The 21,724-nt window shown below is 34.3% G+C and carries 24 protein-coding genes, 2 pseudogenes and 1 riboswitch; of the genes and pseudogenes, 11 read left to right on the forward strand and 15 right to left on the reverse strand.

The window, feature by feature from the left end:
* The first annotated feature begins 224 nt into the window (after positions 1-224).
* Positions 225-1,256, forward strand: coding sequence for a tyrosine-type recombinase/integrase (locus FYJ55_RS02320; RefSeq protein WP_154555467.1), 1,032 nt, complete (start codon positions 225-227; stop codon positions 1,254-1,256).
* Positions 1,257-1,486: 230 nt separating this feature from the next.
* Here the strand turns inward: FYJ55_RS02320 and FYJ55_RS10950 are convergent, their stop codons facing one another.
* The 6 genes and pseudogenes from FYJ55_RS10950 to FYJ55_RS11450 all read right to left on the reverse strand — a co-directional run.
* Positions 1,487-1,723: a hypothetical protein gene (locus FYJ55_RS10950; RefSeq protein WP_229771042.1), complete on the reverse strand. Its 237-nt coding sequence runs from the start codon at positions 1,721-1,723 to the stop codon at positions 1,487-1,489.
* Positions 1,724-1,738: 15 nt separating this feature from the next.
* Positions 1,739-1,936, reverse strand: a pseudogene (locus FYJ55_RS11395) (helix-turn-helix domain-containing protein); the annotation flags it as partial.
* A 244-nt stretch (positions 1,937-2,180) separates the two neighbouring features.
* Positions 2,181-3,518, reverse strand: a complete 1,338-nt coding sequence (locus FYJ55_RS02335) for an ATP-binding protein (protein ID WP_154555469.1) — start codon at positions 3,516-3,518, stop codon at positions 2,181-2,183.
* A 346-nt stretch (positions 3,519-3,864) separates the two neighbouring features.
* Positions 3,865-4,788: a dockerin type I domain-containing protein gene (locus tag FYJ55_RS10760; protein WP_195836639.1), complete on the reverse strand. Its 924-nt coding sequence runs from the start codon at positions 4,786-4,788 to the stop codon at positions 3,865-3,867.
* A 39-nt stretch (positions 4,789-4,827) separates the two neighbouring features.
* Positions 4,828-5,430 carry a TetR/AcrR family transcriptional regulator gene (locus tag FYJ55_RS02345; protein WP_154555470.1) on the reverse strand — a complete coding sequence of 201 codons (603 nt, stop codon included), beginning with the start codon at positions 5,428-5,430 and terminating at the stop codon, positions 4,828-4,830.
* Between the two features lie 169 nt (positions 5,431-5,599).
* Positions 5,600-5,719 (reverse strand): annotated as a pseudogene (locus FYJ55_RS11450) (TnpV protein); the annotation flags it as partial.
* 493 nt (positions 5,720-6,212) lie between these two features.
* Between FYJ55_RS11450 and FYJ55_RS02355 the strand changes: the two are divergent.
* From FYJ55_RS02355 to istB, 4 genes are all read left to right on the forward strand, one after another.
* Entirely contained in the window at positions 6,213-8,354 is a 2,142-nt protein-coding gene (locus tag FYJ55_RS02355; protein WP_154555471.1) for a sensor domain-containing diguanylate cyclase, read from the forward strand.
* An 805-nt stretch (positions 8,355-9,159) separates the two neighbouring features.
* Positions 9,160-10,239 (forward strand): IS21 family transposase, encoded by a 1,080-nt coding sequence (istA, locus tag FYJ55_RS02360; RefSeq protein ID WP_229771043.1) that lies wholly within the window; start codon positions 9,160-9,162, stop codon positions 10,237-10,239.
* Positions 10,236-10,610 carry a Mu transposase domain-containing protein gene (locus tag FYJ55_RS10960; RefSeq protein WP_229771044.1) on the forward strand — a complete coding sequence of 125 codons (375 nt, stop codon included), beginning with the start codon at positions 10,236-10,238 and terminating at the stop codon, positions 10,608-10,610. Before istA ends, FYJ55_RS10960 begins: the two co-directional genes overlap by 4 nt.
* A gap of 119 nt (positions 10,611-10,729) precedes the next feature.
* Positions 10,730-11,479, forward strand: coding sequence for an IS21-like element helper ATPase IstB (istB, locus tag FYJ55_RS02365; RefSeq protein WP_154555472.1), 750 nt, complete (start codon positions 10,730-10,732; stop codon positions 11,477-11,479).
* 361 nt (positions 11,480-11,840) lie between these two features.
* Here the strand turns inward: istB and cytX are convergent, their stop codons facing one another.
* The 8 genes from cytX to FYJ55_RS02405 all read right to left on the reverse strand — a co-directional run bounded on the left by cytX (position 11,841) and on the right by FYJ55_RS02405 (position 16,553).
* Entirely contained in the window at positions 11,841-13,004 is a 1,164-nt protein-coding gene (gene cytX / locus FYJ55_RS02370) for a putative hydroxymethylpyrimidine transporter CytX (RefSeq protein WP_154555473.1), read from the reverse strand.
* Positions 13,001-13,810: a bifunctional hydroxymethylpyrimidine kinase/phosphomethylpyrimidine kinase gene (thiD, locus tag FYJ55_RS02375; protein ID WP_154555474.1), complete on the reverse strand. Its 810-nt coding sequence runs from the start codon at positions 13,808-13,810 to the stop codon at positions 13,001-13,003. Before thiD ends, cytX begins: the two co-directional genes overlap by 4 nt.
* A gap of 116 nt (positions 13,811-13,926) precedes the next feature.
* A riboswitch (TPP riboswitch) is annotated at positions 13,927-14,026 on the reverse strand.
* A 147-nt stretch (positions 14,027-14,173) separates the two neighbouring features.
* Positions 14,174-14,422 (reverse strand): hypothetical protein, encoded by a 249-nt coding sequence (locus FYJ55_RS02380; protein WP_154555475.1) that lies wholly within the window; start codon positions 14,420-14,422, stop codon positions 14,174-14,176.
* Positions 14,423-14,488: 66 nt separating this feature from the next.
* The gene (locus tag FYJ55_RS02385) at positions 14,489-14,665 is read right to left on the reverse strand and encodes a hypothetical protein (RefSeq protein ID WP_154555476.1); all 177 of its coding nucleotides are present in this window, start codon (positions 14,663-14,665) and stop codon (positions 14,489-14,491) included.
* Positions 14,628-15,263 (reverse strand): erythromycin esterase family protein, encoded by a 636-nt coding sequence (locus FYJ55_RS02390; protein WP_154555477.1) that lies wholly within the window; start codon positions 15,261-15,263, stop codon positions 14,628-14,630. The genes FYJ55_RS02385 and FYJ55_RS02390 overlap by 38 nt, the downstream gene beginning before the upstream one ends.
* 6 nt (positions 15,264-15,269) lie before the next feature.
* Positions 15,270-15,629, reverse strand: coding sequence for a helix-turn-helix domain-containing protein (locus FYJ55_RS02395; protein ID WP_154555512.1), 360 nt, complete (start codon positions 15,627-15,629; stop codon positions 15,270-15,272).
* Positions 15,630-15,732: 103 nt separating this feature from the next.
* Positions 15,733-15,954, reverse strand: coding sequence for a helix-turn-helix domain-containing protein (locus tag FYJ55_RS02400; protein ID WP_154555478.1), 222 nt, complete (start codon positions 15,952-15,954; stop codon positions 15,733-15,735).
* A gap of 2 nt (positions 15,955-15,956) precedes the next feature.
* A complete protein-coding gene (locus FYJ55_RS02405; protein WP_154555479.1) occupies positions 15,957-16,553 on the reverse strand; it encodes a hypothetical protein in 597 nt (198 codons plus the stop codon).
* Positions 16,554-16,711: 158 nt separating this feature from the next.
* Between FYJ55_RS02405 and FYJ55_RS02410 the strand changes: the two genes are divergently transcribed.
* The 3 genes from FYJ55_RS02410 to FYJ55_RS02420 are packed head-to-tail and all read left to right on the forward strand — an operon-like array spanning position 16,712 to position 18,361.
* Complete coding sequence (locus FYJ55_RS02410) at positions 16,712-16,885, forward strand: hypothetical protein (protein ID WP_229771045.1); 174 nt, start codon at positions 16,712-16,714, stop codon at positions 16,883-16,885.
* 20 nt (positions 16,886-16,905) lie between these two features.
* Complete coding sequence (locus FYJ55_RS02415; RefSeq protein ID WP_229771046.1) at positions 16,906-17,709, forward strand: gluconate 5-dehydrogenase; 804 nt, start codon at positions 16,906-16,908, stop codon at positions 17,707-17,709.
* Positions 17,710-17,728: 19 nt separating this feature from the next.
* The gene (locus FYJ55_RS02420) at positions 17,729-18,361 is read left to right on the forward strand and encodes an RpiB/LacA/LacB family sugar-phosphate isomerase (RefSeq protein WP_154555480.1); all 633 of its coding nucleotides are present in this window, start codon (positions 17,729-17,731) and stop codon (positions 18,359-18,361) included.
* Between the two features lie 125 nt (positions 18,362-18,486).
* Here FYJ55_RS02420 and FYJ55_RS02425 read toward each other — a convergent pair whose 3' ends face one another.
* Complete coding sequence (locus FYJ55_RS02425; RefSeq protein WP_154555481.1) at positions 18,487-19,218, reverse strand: TMEM164 family acyltransferase; 732 nt, start codon at positions 19,216-19,218, stop codon at positions 18,487-18,489.
* A 178-nt stretch (positions 19,219-19,396) separates the two neighbouring features.
* Between FYJ55_RS02425 and nudC the strand changes: the two genes are divergently transcribed.
* From nudC to FYJ55_RS02440, 3 genes are all read left to right on the forward strand, one after another.
* Positions 19,397-20,245 (forward strand): NAD(+) diphosphatase, encoded by an 849-nt coding sequence (gene nudC / locus FYJ55_RS02430; RefSeq protein ID WP_154555482.1) that lies wholly within the window; start codon positions 19,397-19,399, stop codon positions 20,243-20,245.
* 89 nt (positions 20,246-20,334) lie between these two features.
* A complete protein-coding gene (gene efp / locus FYJ55_RS02435; RefSeq protein WP_003865385.1) occupies positions 20,335-20,892 on the forward strand; it encodes an elongation factor P in 558 nt (185 codons plus the stop codon).
* A gap of 20 nt (positions 20,893-20,912) precedes the next feature.
* On the forward strand, positions 20,913-21,659 hold the full coding sequence (locus FYJ55_RS02440; RefSeq protein ID WP_154555483.1) for an SDR family NAD(P)-dependent oxidoreductase: 747 nt from the start codon (positions 20,913-20,915) through the stop codon (positions 21,657-21,659).
* Positions 21,660-21,724: the final 65 nt, after the last annotated feature.

Genomic DNA, 21,724 nt, shown 5'->3' on the forward strand with positions numbered 1-21,724 from the left:
TATAATACAACACGAATTCACTCACATTGTGAATATGAATCTCCACAAAATTTTGAAAAACAATATTTGAAACATAAACATTAAAAAAACAGATATTTAAGTTGTCTTAAATCTTGACATAGTACCAAAACTGCATATTATATCCATTTATTACCCGATAGATTAAAAAATTCAAAAGCTATTGATTGGGAAAAGATGGAATCGATTATTCCAGAGGTATCGCAATGAAAAAGAAAGAACTAAAATATTTTAAAACAATTCGAGATTACTTTGAAATTTTTTTGCCGAATCAAAAAGGAGCAAGCTACCATACTATCAAGAATTATAAGATTTGTATGAATCAATTCTTAGATTTCGCTAAAGATTATTTGGGTATCAAACTCAGAGACTTTGATTTTAATGATACGACTATTGAACTTGTTGAATCATTTCTTGAATATGGAGAAAACGAATATCACTGGTCAGCTCAAACAAGAAATTTAAAATTAGCTGCAATAAGATCATTCTACAAGTATTCAGCTAATCACGATATAACGTTAATTGATATTTACCTAAAACTTATGACAATTCCAATAAAATCAGTAACTAAAGGAACTGTTATTGATTTCTTCAGTGAGAAAGAATTAGAACTTCTTCTTAACCAACCTAACCAATCAAATATTAAAGATAGAAGAAACCTCGCAATGATGATTACTTTATACGACACAGGAGCTCGAATACAGGAATTATTAAACATAAGAATAAAAGATATCTCGTTAGAATCATCTCCACATATTGCTATCTACGGAAAAGGAAAAAAAATGCGCATAGTTCCAATAATGGATAAAACCGTCAAACATCTTAAAAGATATTTGGACGATTATGATTTAAATAGCGACGATTATGTCTTTTTTACACTTCATCATGGAGAACGAACAAAAATGAATCCTGATACAGTCCAAAAATTAATCGATCGATATTGTATCATGGCCAATAATGTTGATTCAAAATTTCCAAGGCATATATATTGCCATATGTTTCGCCATTCTAGAGCCATGCATCTTTATCGTAATGGTATGCCTCTTCCTTTGGTATCTGAATGGTTAGGTCATGCACAAATTAATACCACTAGAGAATTTTATGCCAACGCTGATACCGAAATGAAGCGGAAGGCTATCAATGCAGCTTTACCTGTGATTAATATCATAGATAGTAGCACTAATAATTATGACTTTGATGATGAAGAACTTTTAAAGAAACTATACTCACTTAAATAAAAAATTATCCCGAATTTTACTTGATTTTCTATAGTGAAAACCTGTTTTTCGGGATAATACATAATTCGGGATAAGTTCAACGGGAGGGGCAATAATCTTTGTATTATTCCTCTACCCTATTAAAGGCTATTGATTGATTATGATATAGCTGTAAAACATTGAATGGCTACTAAAATTATTTTTTAGTTGGATAATTAATTGTTCACTCAATATATTCATCGTTGCTAATCTTACCACTTTTTAGATTGGCTTTTTTGTATCCATGCTTCTAAAAAATCATCAAAAAGATTTGTGTTCAAATCAATTAAATAATGCTTTTCATTATCTATTGTTTCTTTTTTTATAATGAAATCGGTTGTTCTGTGCCAATCGAGTAATGTAAAAACAAAATCAAGTGCTCCGGTATGATCGTCCATACTTAAATACATAGAATTGATATGTAGCGCCTTACTTATTTTTTCTAACATGGCTTTACGTGGAACTCTGGTTCCGTTCTCATATTGCGAAATACGAATTCTTCCATTTTCATCTGCTGAAAGCCCGGATTTTTCGGCTAGTTCGGTTTGTGTTAAACCTCGAAATTGACGGACAAATCTTATTCTCTTTCTGTCAAGATATTGACCTTCTTCGTTTGTTAAATAGTCTAATGTTAGGGCTTCTGGTGCATATGACTTTGGAATCGTTTTTAATAAAGTTAGTAGTGTTCTTTAATAGATAGATTAAATTTCCTTCATATTCTTTATCATCGAGTGCATCATCAAAAATAGAACCTTTTTCTAAACCATTCCATCTAGTGCAAAATATGCGGGAATTGTACACTATATGTTGATCGGCCATGCACTTTTACCCGCACCTTTTTTGATTCCACATGAACAGGCATCAATTGGTTTTATTTTTAAGTGTTCTTTTTGATTCGTTTTTCACTTAGCTTATTTTAGTTAGATATTTCTTTAAAAGAAAAGCACAGAAATAAGGAAAAGTATATATGTTATTAGATAATCCAATATTACCCGATATGAATTTAATACCAAATTGAATGTCAGGATAGTGATTACTGGCAATCAAAGTACGTAAAGATCTTGCAGTTCCATTTGTTGCTTTTACTTCTACTGGAATTAGATTCTCTTTGTTTCGAACAAAAAAATCTTGTTCCAAAGTTGAATTGTCTTTTTTATAGTAGTACAGATCATACCCTGCTTTCACTAGGGCTTCTCCCACTACGTTTTCATAAAGAGCACCTTTATATACACCTAAATTTTTGTTTACTCGTAGGTTTTCTTGGGCTTCATCATCTAACATAGAGACTAATAAACCGGAGTCTGCAAAGTATATCTTATACTTTGATTCGTCGTAGTTTCCTTTTAGAGGAAGTTCCGGGAATTGCATACAGTAACAAATATTTATGATACCGGCATCTTTTAACCACTCAATACATCCACGATAATCTCTAAATCTAGCATTGGATGCAACTTTTGTGATTTGGAATTTTTTATTGTCTTTTGCTAATTGGACAGGAATATGATTAAATACATTTGTGATTCGTGTTTGGTCCATTCCAACAGCATATTTTCTTATATCTTCTTTATAATCGGCAACAAGTTGTTTCTGAATGTCAATAGAGCCCTCAAATGTTCCTTTTTCGATATATTCTCGAACAACTGCTGGCATACCACCTAAGATACAGAAGTCCAAAAACAACGAAGAATAGATAGACATTTCAATTTCATTAAATGATTTTAATTGAACCATATGCTCTAACATTTCCTGAATAGTCGATTCATCGTAACCTTTAGCCCATAGAAATTCTTCAAAATCCAAAGAAAACATTTCGTAATCTGTTTTATATCCAACACTATTGCTTTCGATACTTTGGTAGTTAATACCTAAAAGAGAGCCACTACATATTACATCAAAACGTCCATCTATTTTGAAAAATTTGAGTGATGTAGCAATATCTGGAAAATCTTGCAACTCATCAAAAATAATAAGTGTATCATTTTCGATAAATTGTTTAGATGGATCAATCCTAGATATATTTTTAATGATATCTTGCGCTTTATAGCCGTCTGTAGTAATCATTTTATAATTTGGTTCTTCTACAAAGTTGATATAAATAATACTTTTATAATTTAAATGACCAAATCGTGTGATGGATTCTGTCTTGCCAACTTGTCTTGAGCCTTTAATAATCAATGGTTTCTTATTTGGATCTGTTTTCCAATTTAACAAATAATTATCTATTTTTCGTTTCAAATATGTCATCGTATATCAGCTCCTTTACTTATAAGTATAAATAAAATTAATGAGTCAAACAACAGAAAATCACAAAAAAATAGGATGTTTATAAATTGTTTGCACATTTTAATAGGATGTTTATCAGGGGTTATCACAAAACAAGTAGTATTGTAGATAGATGATATGTTAATAAAGAATTATCTGACTTATTCGAAATGATACTAATAAATAGGAAAACAAAATAAATTCTAGTTTGTCTATTTAATCCTCAATAAATCCTGTATTTTCAAGGCTTTTCGCCTGTGTAATTCTCAAACCTTATGTATTTTCCCTTGTTTTTTCCCTTATGAGCGAAAACAAGGGAAACTTTTTGCTATTCGCCGCCGTCATAGGTGACGGTGTACTGCGACTGCTCCATCGGCGTGACGAGTTCGCAGTATATCTGGAGCTGAATCGGCACACCGTTGCTGGTTGCAATTATACAAGATTCCGGCGTCATGCCGTTCACGGTGACAGCCGGCGCTGTATTCAGACCTTTGTTGTCCAGATCCATCGTGAACTGATAGACTGTGTCAGCCTCGAACGTTTCGGTTTCACTTATTTCCTCCCTTTCGGTGCCCCCTTCTTCATTATCAAATATTTTTCCCCATTTAACAGACAGAATATCGTCTGCGCTGAAATCGACGTCCGGGATTGTGGATTCGAAGGTGTAGGTGCAGTTGTCTGGCGTTTTGCCCACCTCGAAGCCGTCGACCGTGATGGCGAGGCTGCCCGTTTCGCTGGCGGATAAAGGCTTATACGTTGCAGCCACATTTACCGGGTCTTTAGACATGGTAAATGTGGTCGTTGCACTGTTTGCGTCTGCAAGGGTAACATTGCTGCCACTCCCTACAATCCACTTATCAAATACCATTGCGTCAGGAGGCGAATCTGCGGTCAGGGTAACCCTTGTACCCTCTGCTGCTTCGCTGATTTCAGTGCCGCATGCGGTTGCTTTACCATTTGTTACGGTGATGGCGCTTGCTAGTAATTCAAGATAGCTTTGAAGATTTGCCAAATCGCTGTAGTTTACCACGCCGTCTCCATTAAAATCTGCGACAACGAGTTGTTTATCGGTGAAACTTTCAAGACCTTCAAGATAATTTTGAAGGTAGATGGCGTCTTTTTTCGTAACTGTTCCGTCTAAGTTTATATCGCCTATGATGGTATCGGGCGGCACATCCGCAAAAGCCGTCACCGGGCAGAGTGCCAGCACCATGCACAGGCACAGCAGAATACTGAAAATCATTTTTTTCATAATTTTTTCCTCCTTAGAGTGAATTAAAAATTTGATTTATTATGTAAAAGTACCCGACCTTGCTTTCAGGTTGTATTTCATTATAAAAAGTTCAAGGGCTTCCTTTAGCACGGCTATCTGTGATTTCAAGTAGAATTCATCCTCAAACAGTGCGTAGTGTACACAGGCTCTTATCAGAATGAAAATCAGCGGTGTCAGCTTTTCGTGGGGAATCCCCAGCTTTGGCTCTAAGCTCTTTGCGTATTCCGTATATCGTTCATCGACACCCTTAAAGAACTTCTGACCGTATTCCCTGTATTTGGGATGAGTGTAGATTTGATACATCAGCCTGTATTTCTTGCCGTGCTTTTTTGCTGTCCAATACGGTATCTCGTCTATAAACCGCCAAAGGTCATCTACGTCGGTGGGGGCTTTCGCCATAAAATCATCTTCCACCTTGCTCATACAGTATTCGGTGGACTTAACGATAAGGTCGTCGAGATTGTCAAAATACTGATACAGTGTCGCAACACTGCAATCGCAGGTCTTTGCAATCGTTTTTACACCGACAGAGGTGAATCCGTTTTCCGCATAGCAGTCAAAGCACGCTTCCATAATCTCGATTTCCTTTGCTCTGCGGGCTTCTTCATTCACAGTGCGCATACTCTTTCCCTCCCTTCCGCCGAAGTCTATTTTTGTAACTTTATCATAACCTCATTCACCGCATCCGTATATCTGCCCTGTGCAACCCGTTTGTTGCGGCAGGAAAGCAGAGCATTTAAAATATACTTCCGTTCTTCAGCTGTGAGGTAAAGGTAATATTTCTGCTTTCTCATACGAAGATTACCTCCGTATTTACAGTTTCTGTAACCGTTGACCACAGTGCGTTCATTCTGCCGACCCATTCCATTTGGTTTTCAGCTTTCGGTGTTTCGGTAATCCCCTCATGCTCCGCCCGTTGCTTCTATCATGGCGAGAGATTCTTTATTAGAACCTTTTAAATCTGAAATTACTTCAGGAAGGGGGCGCCTGTGGTTTGTGAAATATCAAATACAATTGTTGTCTTAAAACACTATTTATCGCATTATTTTATAAAATATGATCCGTTAACTTTTTAATCCTGGAAGAAAACTAACGGATTTTTTGTGCTTTTTGACGTACAAATGATGGTGTACCCTTTTAAATAACATAACGTGTACTACTTCGTTATTTAACAGGGTAGATGTCAATTGCACAATGAATATAAGAATTTACTGGTAGGAAGTTTTAATTTGCTTATTATTCATATATACTTTATTCAGAAAGATAAGTCGGAAGTTGCAGAATTGATAAATTTACCTTTCGAAGAAAAAACAGTAACCTTGTATAAGAATAAAAAAACAAGCATTATCCATCAATTCAAATATAAGGTAAAAAAGAGTATCAACCGACGAGGAGAAAAATAGATGAATATTACAAGTCTTGAAATTGCACAGGCAACAATGGATATGTTCTTTTGTTTGTTCTGTCTAATAATCTTTGTTTCAATTAAAGCAAATAATCCAAAACAGAAGAGTATGAGCATGTTCGTTCGATTATTTCTTATTGCTACAGTTCTGTTTTTTGGAGAGACTTTGGCCTATATTTTTAGAGGTAACCTGGGTCCTTTTAATATTTTAGTAACTAGAATTGCGAATCTTATGGTATTTGCTATGAACATAGCAATGGCAAATACCTATGTTAGGTATGTTAGTTCTGTTTTTGTTGAAAAAGGTGCTGAAGTAAGTGGCAATAGTGTTAAATGTGCCAATATCTTTTCGTGCATTAATATTATCATTGTTGTGGTTAATTTGTTTTATCCATGGATGTATTATTTCGATGAGGCAAATTATTATCACAGGAATAATTTCTGGTATGTATATACACTAATATCACTTGTCGTCATATTTATAGGAGCAGGTATAGCGTTTAAGTATAGAAAGTATTTGGAAAAACGAAGCTTCATTTCAATGATGCTGTTTTCGTTTATTCCAATAATTGCAACAGTTATACAGTCCTTTATTTATGGATTTTCTATAACCAATTTAGGACTGGGAATAGGTTCATTCGTAATGTTTGCTGCATATATGTATGATTGGTCTCATAATGGGGATGAACATACGAATATGATTAATAACAGCAGATTTGATGCTGTTATTATGCTTATCATAATGCTACTTAGTATGAGTGTTTCCATCATAGCATGTGTGAATGTGATTCAACAGGTAACTAAGGAAAACTCTGAAATACAGAGCAGGACAATTGCACAGATGGTTTCAGCAAAGATTGAGAAAGAATTTATTAAGCCAATTACTGTTTCTCAGACGATTAGCAGTGATATTGATATAAGAACCTACCTAGAGGGGAAAACCAGAGAAGAGGCGGAGAGTGTCAAAGACGATATGACTAATCGTTTGGTATCCATTGGTAATGAATTTGATTATAAAATGGTATTTGTTGTTTCGGATAAAACAAGAGCATATTATACATATAATGGAATAAGTAGATATCTTGATGTTGAAAATGACAGCCATGATATATGGTATAAGGATTACTTGGATTCAGGGAAAAGATATATAGTTAATGTTGATACTGATGAAGATAATAACGGGAGTCTTACGGTGTTTATTAATTACGGTATTTTTGACACGAATGGAGACATTTTGGGGGTATGTGGTGTCGGAGTTGATATGAATGACCTTGTAGACATACTTGCCAGGTTCGAGGAAGAATACAATATCAAAGTAGATTTAGTTAATCATGATGGACTTATACAGGTTGATACGGATGTAAGTTCTATAGAAACAAGCTACTTGGATAATTCATATTTTGGCAATATATCAGATGATGATTTTTATTATCGGTTATCGGAGAATGGCTGTTATATGACCAAGTATCTCGAAGGATTTGATGGGTACATAGTAATAAGAGATAAGAATCCTGTTAAATTGGATGTAAATAAAATTATACTTCCAATTGTTTTAATCTTTGTTGCAGGCGTATTAATAATGGCAACTTCATTTGTTATTATTAGTATGAGAGAGAAGAAGGCAAAGGATGCATACAACAGAAGATATGAAGCATCTATAAAGGACAATCTTACAGGCTTATATAATAGACGAGGGTTTGAAGATGACTGTGAAATAATCAAGAAAAATAATAACTTAATAGAATACGTTCTTATTATGATGGATTTGAATGGTTTAAAAGAAGTTAATGATAATATTGGTCATGAAGCAGGGGATGAGTTAATTATTGGCGCTTCGAAGTGTATGGATAATGCATTCTCAGGTCTTGGTAGGACGTATCGTGTAGGTGGCGATGAGTTTGTTGCATTACTGAGAGGAACGAGAGAAGAAGCACAGGATGCAGTTAAGACATTTGATTATTTAACTGAAAACTTCCAGGGAAATCTTATTTCTGAACTTAGTGTGTCTAAGGGAGTAGTTGTTTGTTCAGAACATATAGAACTTAATTTTGAAGAAATTAAGGCAATGGCTGATAAGTTGATGTATGCAGATAAGGATGAATATTATAGGCGAACAGGAAAAGATAGAAGACGAGTTTGATTTATAAATTTGAATTTGTGGAGGAACAAACATGACAAAGAATACGATGATTTTCATTTTTTAAACATGATATACCTACTTATTTGGTATGCAACAAACAAAATAAGAAACACTAAAGTTGATAAAGAACTAGACAATGGGTTTGAATTTTACAATAGTTTAAACACTATTGATAAAGAAAATTATTGGAAAGAAGATACTATAATTTTAAATCTTTTCTTTGTACTTTTCATAATATCGATGGATATTTCCGTTATTCTTCTTTTAAATGAAAATAATCTTTGGATATTTTCATTAGTTGCAGGATTAATTATTTCATCAGTTGTTGCAATAATATTGAGTATTAATCTTAAGAAGAAATACAAATAAGTGAATAAATTATAATTTATACATTGGAATATAATGGACTATTAAGAGCGTTCATGTTTATGTGGGCGCTTTTTTCAATGCCTGGAATGATTAAATAATACATAAATTTAATATTCTAACATGAAGAGTGTTGAATAAAGGTATAGGTTATTGGTGAAAGGACTATATATTGATAGCGCCGGAATGTTTAAGGCAATTTGCCTTAATGATCTGGGGTAGGGGAGGATGAAATCATGGATCAAAAGATGTTGGATAAGTTTAAGAGCAGTAAACTGGATCAAATTAACAAACAGATTGAATATAACGGATGGGCAAGCCCATCCAATACGGTAAAATAAGTCCAGTTGATACGGTGACGAAGTCCATTGAATCCGTTGTATAAGTCCACACCTATATTGTAGATATAAACTATCATCCTCCTGTTGCAAGATAAAAAATGGTAAGTAAGTATACTTATCTAGTCTTGCGATTAGGAGGTGTTTTTTATGCGAGATTTAAAAAAGTTTTGGAAATGAGATCACAAAACTATAGTCAGCGACAGATTTCTGTATCTCTTAAAATTTCAAGAGATACAATAAGAAAAATTTTTAATGTAGCTGATGACAAAAAAGTGTGTTGGTCATCTGTTAAAGATCTCAGTGAATCAGATGTCCAAAATTTATTATTTGAACAGGAGATGAAAATCAATTTATCCATTAAGCAACCTGATTTTGATTACATTCATAAGGAACTGTTAAAGCCAGGAACCACAATCAAACTGCTATGGGAAGAATATGTTGATGATTGTCGGTCAATCAAGAGTCCATTTTACCAGTATAGCTACTTTTGCGAACGATATCGTGATTACGTTAAAAAGCATAATCTTACGATGCATATCAACCATAAACCGGGTGATAAAATGATGGTTGATTGGAATGGCACCCGTATGTATGTGTATGATCGTTACACAGGAGAAGCAATCTCTGCATATTTATTCGAGGCAACATTACCATTTAGTATGTACAGTTATGTTCAAGCATGCCCAAGCATGAAAATCAATGATTGGGTCGATTGCCATATCCAGGCTTACCGTTATTTTGGCGGAGTTGCAAGGCTTCTGATTCCAGACATTCTAAAAGTAGGAATTATCCAAAACAAGAAATATGAGTATCCAATATTAAACAAATCATATCAGGAAATGGCAGACTATTATGATACAACTATTATTCCAACAAGAGTGCGTAAGCCTAAAGATAAGGCAGCTATTGAAGGCGTGGTTGGAGATTGTACAGTAGCCATTGTCGGTAAACTTAGAAACAGGAAATTCTTTTCGCTTGAGGACCTAAACAAAGCAATTGTCAAAGAATTGGACAATTTCAATAACAGACCTTTTCAGAAAAAGGAAGGTTCCAGAAAAAGCGTATATTTAGACGAAGAATTTCCGCTTATGAAAGCTCTGCCTGAACAGCCATTTGAGTTGAGTGTATGGAAACGAGCTAAAGTTCAATTAAATTATCATATTTCGATAGAAAAATGAATTATTCTGTGCCATATGAATACGTTGGAAATTATGTAGATGTAAAAGTCACAAAAAGAACTGTAACTGTATATTATAAAATGAATCAAATTTGTACCCATGATCGATTATATGGTCGTATCAATCAATACTCAACAAATAAAAGTCATATGCCGGAGAATCACCAAAAATTTCAATGGAACAAAGACCGTTTTATGAAGTGGGCTGCCTCTATTGGAGACAATACTTCGATTTTAGTTTCCAAACTGTTTGATCGTTATAAAGTTGAAGAACAAGCTTATAAAGGTTGTATGTCATTGTTAAATATGGAAAACCAGACTGGAAAATGCGTGTCAATTGGCGTTGGATCACATCAGTCAGCCTGGCTATAAAAATATTAAGATGATATTACTGTCAAATCAAGATTTGAAAGATAAAAATGATAATGTACAAAGTGAATGTGATATGTATGCCTTTGTGCGAGGAAAAGACTATTACGGAGGCAAGAACAATGGATAAGAGTGAATTGATAGAAAAATTGAAGAAAATGAGATTACCAGTTATTACAGAACAATATGAATTACAAAGTGCAAACCCAGAATACAGTCAATTATCATTCGATGAACGGTTCAGCGAATTAATTGATATGGAATATGATAGTCGAGTAAATCATACAATAGAAAGATTTATCAAGAATGCACATTTTTATGATTCTACAGCAAGTATGGAATCAATTAATTATAATCCAGACAGAAAACTCGATCGCTCGCAAATGGAGGAATTGTCTACAAACAATTATATAAACAACGGTTTGAATGTAATTTTTGTAGGAGCATCCGGTTGTGGTAAAACATGGCTATCAAACGCTTTGGGGATCCATGCCTGTAGAGATAGAAAAACAGTTTTATATATTCGGTTACCAGAACTATTCTCAAAATTTATAGAAATGAGGATTCAAGGAAAATATAATGAATATCTAAAAAAACTAGGAAAGTATGATTTAATGATACTAGATGAATTCTTATTAAAATCGACAAGTGAATCAGAAAGAAATGACCTACTTGAATTGATGGAAATAAGGTGTAATAAGAAATCAACAATATTCTGTAGTCAATATTCATTTGATGGTTGGCATCAATTACTAAATGGAGGACCCATAGCGGATGCGATATTAGATAGGACAATTAATTCATCTTATTTGATTACATTACATGGAAAATCATTTAGAGAAACATACTCTAAATTAAAAGACAAGAAATAACCAAAAAACACGGTTGATTTAATTTAACCGTGTTTTTTAGTGGACTTGTGTTACGTATTAAGATTTAAAAAAGATGGACTTCTGTAGCGTATAGCATGGACTTCAGATAGTGGAATACTCATACTTACTATATTTCAGCACACAAGCTCAGAAGTGATTTACTGATTTTGTATCACTATCCGCTTTCACCAAATGTCGGACTCCCTTATTAGTTTCTTAGCAAAACAACGCTTTTCGTTATTGCCTTTGATACTTCAACTATACTGAAGCAAATATGTACCGTCAATATAAAAAGGATCAAATAAAGTCCATTTTCAAGAATTCCATTCCATCCTTTTTCATTTTTTTATAAATCTATATTTTAATTGTTCTTTTTGATAATCTTGTGAATTACAACACTTAACAGAATTGTAATGATCATACATGGAATTGTATTTCCAACAGGCGTATCAATCTGCATAAAACAGCGATACACAACAAATCCGACAAGCCATAATACAAGATTCAGTACATCAAATTCTACGTTTCTTTTATCATTCTTTAGAATAAAGAAATCACTAATCTGGATTGCAATCATAGGAGCAAATACAGAACCAATCAAATACAGGAAATCAGTAATATTATCCATTGGATATACAATTGCCGCAATTGTACCAACAACAGTTACAAACATTGCTACGTGTTTTCCATTCCACTTTGGCACGATAGATTCATTAGAAATACCTGCAGAATAAGCATCCAGGAATGTTGTTGTAACTGTAGAGAATACAATGATCAATAATCCCGCAATACCCAAACCTGCTTTCAACATGATCTGTGCAATATCATATTCTCCTGTAAATAAAGCCGCACCTAAACCAATCAAATACATCCAGCAGCTAACGATTCCATACACTATACTACTAACTAAACTAGCCTTCACAGGATCTTCCGCTTCACGTGTATAGTCACTGATCAAAGGCAGCCAGCTCAAAGGCATCGCAATGGCAAGTTCAACACCTGCACCAAACGTCATTGCTTCTGTACATACAACTGCACTGTTTCCATCAAAGAAGATAAATTTGCTAAGCATTAAAGTCAAAACAAATAAAGCAACCATCGCAACTGTATTGATTTTTCCAAGGTTTGTAATACCAACACCAATCCATACAAGAATCAAGATACCAATAATCAAACACCAGATCCATGCACCTGTATGCATAATACCATCTGCCGCAAGTGCACCATCATAAATCATGATTGCTGTCCATCCAACAAGCTGCAGTACATTTAATGCCGCAAACAAAAGACAACCTTTCTGTCCAAAGCTCATCTTTGTAGAATCCATCGCACTTAAGCGCATTTTCCCACCAATAACACCAGCCAGAAACAATAAGATACAGCCAATGACATGTCCAGCCACAATGGCTAAAATACCATTTTTCAATCCTAAAGGTGCAAGATATGTACCTGTCAGTATTTCTGCAATAGAAACACCTGCGCCAAACCAGATCAATGCATTTTCAAACAAAGAAGTTTTCTTCATTGAATATTCTCCTTTGCATATTCATTATCAATTGCGAATGAATGATCCATTGGTCCAGATCCCTTACCAAGATTAAGCATTGCATTCAATGCTCCAGAAATATAATCCTTTGCACGTTTTACGGATGTATCCAAATCATATCCCTTTGCAAGATTGGATGCGATAGCACTGGATAATGTGCATCCTGTTCCATGTGTATTAGAGTTGTTAATACGTTTTCCATGAAACCATGTATATGCGTCATCTCTATACAACAGATCATTTGCATCATTGATTTGATGACCACCCTTTACCAGAATTGCACATCCAAATTTCTTGGAAATTTTTTTAGCAGCGATAATCATTTCTTCTTCATTTGCAATCTTCATATCCGCTAGAACTTCTGCTTCTGGAACATTTGGTGTAATGACTGTTGCTAAAGGCAACAATTCCTTTTTCAATGTTTCAATTGCATCATCACTAATAAGTTTTGAGCCGCTTGTTGCGACCATCACCGGATCCACAACAATATTGGCTGCCTTATATTCCTGCAGTTTTGAAGCAATCATACGAATCAGATCAGAACTAGAAACCATTCCAATCTTCACAGCATCTGGATAAATATCTGTAAAGACTGCATCCAGCTGCTCTCCAAGAAATTCTGGTGTTACTTCCATAATTCCTGTAACACCTAATGTATTCTGTGCCGTTAGTGCTGTAATTGCACTCGTCGCAAATACGTGATTTGCGCACATTGTTTTGATATCCGCCTGGATACCAGCGCCTCCGCTGGAATCACTTCCAGCGATTGTTAATGCTGTTTTCATTTTCTATCTCCTTCCTGCATTACTTTTTTAATGCGACATAAGGTGGTGCCCCCAATTTGCCGCCATATTCTGATCAAAAAACAAAAAGCTGCAGAAAAACCTAATCTGCAGCTAACATACAATAAAGATATCATCCCTACGTTGGCATTATCCAAATCAGGTTTCAGGGTCAAGGTCGAACCTACTCTCAGCCACTCAGCTCCCCATTTTTCAACATGTTTATTATAGTTCCTTTGTAACATGTAAATCAATAATCTTTGTTGGTGATGCATTTGAGACATAAATCATACTGTCATAAAGCGTTGTGGGTGGCTGAAACATGCGATAGCTAGGAGGCAGGAAGCGATTCATGATAGAGTAGCTTTATCCTAGCGTTCCCATATAGGTATATGCATCTACATGCCTTTTAATTTCTGTACCTTCTTCAAGAGAAGAAAAATTAATCCAGCACATTTTAAAGCCGGCTAATTTCGCTGTTTTTGCAAGTGGATCATGAGAATAAAATGTCTGCATGGTACGTTTATGATTTCCTTCAGGTAATTTGCATCTTGTCTTATAGAAGTTTGTTCCAATCACATAATATCTATATTGATTTGATAACAGTTTCCCCATAGAGTCATAACTTCCCCATTTTGCAACATGTTCATTATGCCCACTGATGAAAATACAATCATTTCCTCATTGCTGCTCCTTTTGCAAAATCCAAGAAACATTTTCAGCCATATACTGATCTCTTAATAAGCTTCCATCAGTATCTTTTCTATGTAAAACTTCAACATTCTGTAATAACACATCTACAAAATGAATCAAATCACCATTAAACTCTTTCAATTCTAATGTCTTTTTTAATTTCATCAGTAAATCTTTTTTTCTCTTCATAACTATAATTTTGATTCCATTGACCATCTATGATGAAAGTATCCAAAAATGATAAATTAACTCCTTCAGCAATACATTCTTTTTTCAACGCATTAAAAGAATATCTAATTCTCTGCATATCAAAACCATAAAAATTCAGCTGTTCTTCTTCAGCATCATCATTATATCCCCACATATATTCAATCAATTGCATCATTTCTTCTGTTTTGTAGATTTGAAAACCAATCTTTTGAACAATTTCTTTCAGTGTTCCTTCTCCACCATGAATATATTGATTCACTTCTTCACACCCGCCAAAATCACCTTCTAAAGCAAAACTGTGAACACGATGCTCGTCTACAAGTTTTTTGAATACTTCTAACTTTAACTGTTGAAATTTTTTGTTTCCATGTGTTGCTTCACCTAAAGCAATGATGTTGTATTCTTGTGGAGTAGAGATTTCATCAACACTTTTTGCATACGCTTTAAATTCATTTACATCTAATGATTTACTCGTAGTAAATCCACCAAAATAAGTAAACACATATATAGTCACGATCACAACAGCACTGATTAGCAAAACCTTCTTCTTCATTATTCGTTATAACACCTCTTTCAATAATTCTTCCGGTGTAATGTGAAACAGCTTCACTATCACAATTAAATTAGATGTACTTGGATCTGAAGTTCCATTTTCCCACTTAGATACTGCCTGACGACTGACACCGATTGCTTCCGCAACAAATTCTTGTGTCATTTTACATTCTTCTCGATGTTGCTTAATAACTTCCCCAAGACTCTTTTTAATTGTTGCTTTTTCTTCTCTGACTTCTTTTGTATTTAAGTATTTCTTTAATGCTTTGATGCCAAAAAACAATAAAGTAATAAAACCAGCAATCACAGCTAATCCAATCAGCAAAACAATTCCCCAAATAATAACCCCAACAAAACTATACTTCATATAGTTAGCTTTCATTTATAGTATAGGAACATTTTAATAAAATAACAATAAATGTAGTAACAGTGTGTATACATCTAATTCTTAAATATAAAAAGAGCTAGTTTTAGCTCTTTTTATCGTCCTTTACATACTCCAATATATCACCAGGTTGACAATTTAACACTTCGCAAATAGCTTCTAAAGTAGAGAAGCGAATCGCAGAAATTTTACCCGTTTTCATCTTTGACAAGTTGACATTGCTGACGCCAACTTTTTCAGACAACTCTTTTAAACTCATTTTTCGATCGGCCATAACGCGATCTAAACGTAATATGATCTTACCCATAATTACAATGTCTCATCACTCAATTGTTGTAGTTCTTGTCCATATCTAAATATATAAGATAACAAATAGATTAGAGTTGCAAAAACGAGGAAGCTTAAGTGAAGACGAATATCAAAATTGATTTGTGTAACATATTTTGGATTGAAGAGTAAATCAAAGTTGATGATTTGTTTAAAGTACATAACACGACATATTTCAAGAACATTAAAGACAATACCACCTGCAAGAATATACTTGGCAAGGTTTTTGATGTGATTAGAAACGCTTAAATCAAATGGAGTATGATCCATTGTGATCATACAAATAGATTCAATAGCTTGTACAGATTTGTAGATGATGAATATAAGAATTGCAGTCAATAAGAAAAGGATTGGTAACCACATGGACATGGTATCTTTTTGTAAAGCAGTATCATCTTTAAACATCAATTGAAGAAAGTCAATTCTTATACTTCCAAATAGCGTATTATATACATCCTTGTTGAAGGCAAAAAATAAGCTAAGTCCAATTAACAACGCAACAGAGATTAAACAAGCCCCTCGAACAATTTCTAAAACGAAACACATTTTCTTTAATAAAGCTTTAGACTTATCATTCATGATATTACCTCCTAACATTAAATAATTAATGTTTATCGTTAATTTAATTATATATTACATAAATGATAAGTCAATATATGTTTCACATTGATTAGAAACTTTAGCTCAAAGTGCGGGAGCTGAGGTTGTAAAAAAAGCAGCACTACTAGCTGAGGGTAATGAGTGGATTGATTGCGGCAAGCCTAGAAGGGTATGATGCACAATCAACCATTGAATTTGCGGTAGCCGCAAGTTGTTTAAAACACTCTGTCGAAGGTGATTTCAACATGGTAAGCATGGATGAAGTGTTGAAATTAGCAGGTGGAGATGGTTCAGGCCGCGTTCAAAGATAAATAGAAAGAAGAGTAAGAATATGTTTGAAATGAAAGATTTCTCATTAGAGGGGAAAGTTGCCTTAATTACTGGGGCAAGTTATGGTATTGGCTTTGCGATTGCGACAGCTTACGCAAAAGCAGGAGCTACAATTGTATTTAATGATATTAAACAAGAATTAGTAGATAAAGGTTTAGCTGCTTATCAAGAAGCAGGTATCAAAGCTCATGGATACGTTTGTGATGTTACAGATGAAGATGCAGTCAATGCGTTTGTGGCAAAAGTAGAAGAAGAAGTAGGAACAATTGATATTTTGGTTAACAACGCAGGAATTATTAAACGTATTCCTATGTTGGAAATGAGCGCAAAAGATTTCCGTCAAGTCATTGACATTGATTTAAATGGACCATTTATCGTAAGTAAGGCTGTTATTCCTGGAATGATCAAAAAAGGTCACGGAAAGATCATCAACATTTGTTCAATGATGTCTGAACTTGGTCGTGAAACAGTGAGTGCTTATGCAGCAGCTAAAGGTGGATTAAAGATGTTAACTCGTAACATTTGTAGTGAATATGGAGAATACAATATCCAATGTAACGGTATTGGTCCAGGATATATCGCAACACCTCAAACAGCTCCATTACGTGAAAAACAACCAGATGGTTCAAGACATCCATTTGATCAATTTATCGTAAGTAAAACTCCGGCTGCTCGTTGGGGAGAACCACAAGATTTAATGGGTCCAGCTGTATTCTTGGCAAGTGATGCAAGTAACTTTGTCAATGGTCACGTATTGTATGTAGATGGTGGTATCTTAGCTTATATTGGAAAACAACCAGAATAGAAAAGAAAGGGTCGAATATATGAAAATCGCATTAATTAACGAAAACTCTCAAGCTACAAAAAATGCACAAATCTATGAAGTATTAAATGAAGAAGCTCAAAAAGCAGGACACATTGTATTCAACTACGGTATGTATTCTGCAGAAGATGATGTTCAATTAACATATGTAAAAAATGGTTTATTAGCATCTATCTTATTAACTACGAAAGCTGTTGACTTTGTTGTAACAGGATGTGGAACAGGACAAGGAGCCATGCTTGCTTGTAACTCATTCCCTAACGTATTGTGTGGACACATCACAGATGCTGTTGATGCTTACTTGTTTGGACAAGTAAATGATGGAAACTGTATCGCTATGCCTTTTGCACAAGGATTTGGATGGGGTGCAGAAATTAATCTTCACTATACTTTTGAAAAATTGTTCTCAGAAACATTTGGTGGTGGATACCCTAAAGAACGTCGTGAACCAGAACAACGTAATAAAAAGATCTTAGATCAAGTTAAAACTGTGACTCACCGTCCATTAATTGAAATCTTAAAAGAAATTGATCAAGACTTCTTGAAAGAAACGATTGCTGGTGATCACTTCGCAGAATATTTCTATCCAAACTGCCAAGATGATGAAATCGCAAACTATTTAAAATCACTATAATAATTAAAAGTAAATTCTCTCCTTTAAGCAAATGAGTTTGACGGGAACTTATTCGTGTCATTGATTCATAATATAGGCCTCCTACATAAAATGGAGGCTTTTCTTGGTATAAGAAAAGCTGTGGACTAAGCGATGTTAAAATCACTTTCTGTCTCACAGCTTTTTCTTTCTTTTACTATGAATGGTAAATGGAATAGGCCAAGTCCAATCACTCCAAGCATGATGACTCTAAATAAATAGATATAGTATCCATGATTTAGATTAAGGAATGGAAGTCCTTCTAATGGTGGTCTTACAATAAACATAAAGTTTGTATCATAGACTGCCAAAATAGAATTCATATATAGGTTAAAAATCAATAACGCAAATAATACGACTAAATTGTCTTTAAATGCCTGCATACCTAGGTTTGCATGTTTGAAACGAATCAAATATAAAGAAAACCAGGTTAATGCTGCATGATACATGAAGCATTGATATACATTGGCTACATTAAATTCAACGCCATACGTTGGAATCAAGATTGCCGCGATTCCTCCGCAAGTACCGACAACCGCAAAGAAGTTGATCATTTTTTGTTTTAGTGGACCATTCTTTCCAAAAGTAATGTAAACCGCAATAAACAATAAGATACTGCAGATATGGAATGGAAGGGATTGCGGATTTAAGTGCATTCCTCCATGTGTACTTGGAATCATATCTGACATCATTTTTGTGGTTTCGCTAAGTAAACATATAAACATAAAGAAGTAACAAGCGTTTTGTAGCGTGAAATCTTCTTTTTTCGCATAGTGATTCATAATTAGGATAAATAGAATACATATTCCTATCCATATAAAGTGTTTTGTAGTAAACATATGCCCTCTCCTTGTAGCCAACAGATTATATCATTCAAAACACTAGTAAACAATGACAAAATCCTTAAACTAATCTAAAATATTCTTAAATTACATGATATACTTTTTTTCTAGATGATAAAAAGGATGTTGAATCCTGGTAATCGTATAAATCCATATTTAAAAGGGGGTATAAAAAATGGTACAAGATATTTATCCACATAAATTACACAATGAATTTGATCCTAATGTACAGGCAACTCAAGAGGATGTATTGCTGTGTATTGTGAATGGAAGGATCTTAATTCATTTAAACTGCTTTGAAAATAAGGAAGTTGTTTTTCCTAAAGTGAGTGACATACAAGTTGAAAATGTAGAGTATCGCTATTTGTTTTCAATTGATAATACGAAATATTTCTTATGTGATATGCAATTAGGAGAGGATCAGATTCCATCTGGATATGGTTATGTTGAAGAAAGAAGTTTGCGTATTGAAGGAATTGGTCCAAAAGACAATTTATTTGCGGCTATTACCGGAAAGCATTTGGCGGATTGGTATCGAGATACTAAATTCTGCGGAAGATGTGGACATAAGATGGTGCATTCAACAAAGGAAAGAGCTATGGTTTGTCCAGAATGTCATAACACAGTGTATCCAAGAATTATGCCAGCTGTCATTGTGGGTGTAATCAATGGAGATAAGTTATTGTTGACAAAATATCGTACGGGATTTAAATATAATGCGTTGATTGCGGGCTTTACTGAAATTGGAGAAACGGTTGAAGAAACGGTAAAACGTGAAGTTATGGAAGAGGCCGGAATCAAAGTCAACAATATTCGTTACTATAAGTCACAGCCTTGGGGAAGTGCCAATGATATTTTGTTGGGGTTCTTTTGCGATGTAAAGGGCAATGATGAAATATCTATGGATACCAATGAATTGAAATATGCGGATTGGGTTCAAAGAGATGAAATCATTCTTCAACCGGGAGAATTTAGTTTAACGAATGAAATGATGAAATTGTTTAAGGAAAATAAAGTGAAGTGAAAGTATCACACTCATTCTTCTAAAAATGAAGAGGATATGGTACAATAAAGCGTGTAAAAAATATTTATAGAAAATAGGAGTGAAAAATTATGGCAATTTCTGCAGGTGATTTTAAAACAGGATTAACTTTAATCGTTGATGGTGATCCTTGGGTAGTATTAGATTTCCAACATGTTAAACCTGGTAAAGGTGCAGCTATCTTAAAAACTAAGATGAAAAACTTAAAAACAGGGAATACACAAGAAAGAAACTTCAATGCTTCAACTAAATTTGAACAAGCTAACATTTCTAAAAAAGCAGCTCAATTCTCATATGAAGCAGATTCTACATATTACTTCATGGATTTAGAAACATACGATACTTATGAATTAACAGCTGACCAAGTTGATTTCAACAAATACTTTATTGTTGAAGGTGCTGAAGTATCTTTGATGTTCTTCGAAGGAGAATTATTATCTGTTTCTGTCCCAGAAAAAGTTGAATTGACAGTAGCTGAAACAGATCCAGCCATCAAAGGTGCACCATCTAACCAAACTAAAGATGCAACTACAGATACTGGATTAACATTAAGAGTTCCACAGTTCATCGAACCAGGTGAAAAAATCGTTGTATTCTCAACAGATGGAAAATATGCAGGAAGAGCTTAATCGCTCTTCTTTTTTTAACTATGAATAAAGTCGTCTTAATTACAGGTGGTGCTCGTGGTATTGGAAGTGCAATCGCATTGGAACTCGCAAAACATGGTTATGATATTGTCATTAACTATTTAACTTCTAAACAGCCTGCCAAAGAATTAAAAGAAAAAATTGAATCTCACTATCATGTTCGTTGTCTTACCATTTGTGCAGACGTATCCGATGTAGATCAAGTCAATATTATGGTTAGTGAAATTGAAGAGAAGATGGGTGGCGTAGATATACTAATTAATAATGCGGCTGTGGATCTTTCCAATCTATTTCACTTAAAAAATGCCGAAGAATTTAAAAGAACATTAGATGTAAATGTTGTAGGTGCTTTTAATTGTAGTAAAAGAGTGTATAAACACATGTTGGATCAAGAATATGGAAGAATCATCAATATATCAAGTACCAACGGAATTAACACATATTATCCAATGTGTATCGATTATGATGCTTCAAAAGCAGCCTTGATTTCAATGACACACAATCTTGCGGCTGAATTTGGACCATATATCAATGTGAATTGTGTTGCGCCTGGATTTATTGGAACCGATAATGAACTAGATGGCTATGACGAAGAGTTCTTAAAGGAAGAAACAGAAAAAATCATGGTGAAACGTTATGGAAAACCAGAAGAAGTGGCCTATCTTGTTCGTTTCTTAATTAGTGATGAAGCTAACTTCATCAACAATTCCATTATTCGTATCGATGGTGGACAGATGGGTAGCTGTTAAAAAAGTGGTTAAATCCCTATATTTAAAGTGGATTGACCACTTTTATTCTTTATTGATTGAAGTAT

This window comes from Holdemanella porci, from assembly GCF_009696075.1.
Classification (GTDB): Bacteria; Bacillota_I; Bacilli_A; order Erysipelotrichales; family Erysipelotrichaceae; genus Holdemanella; species Holdemanella porci.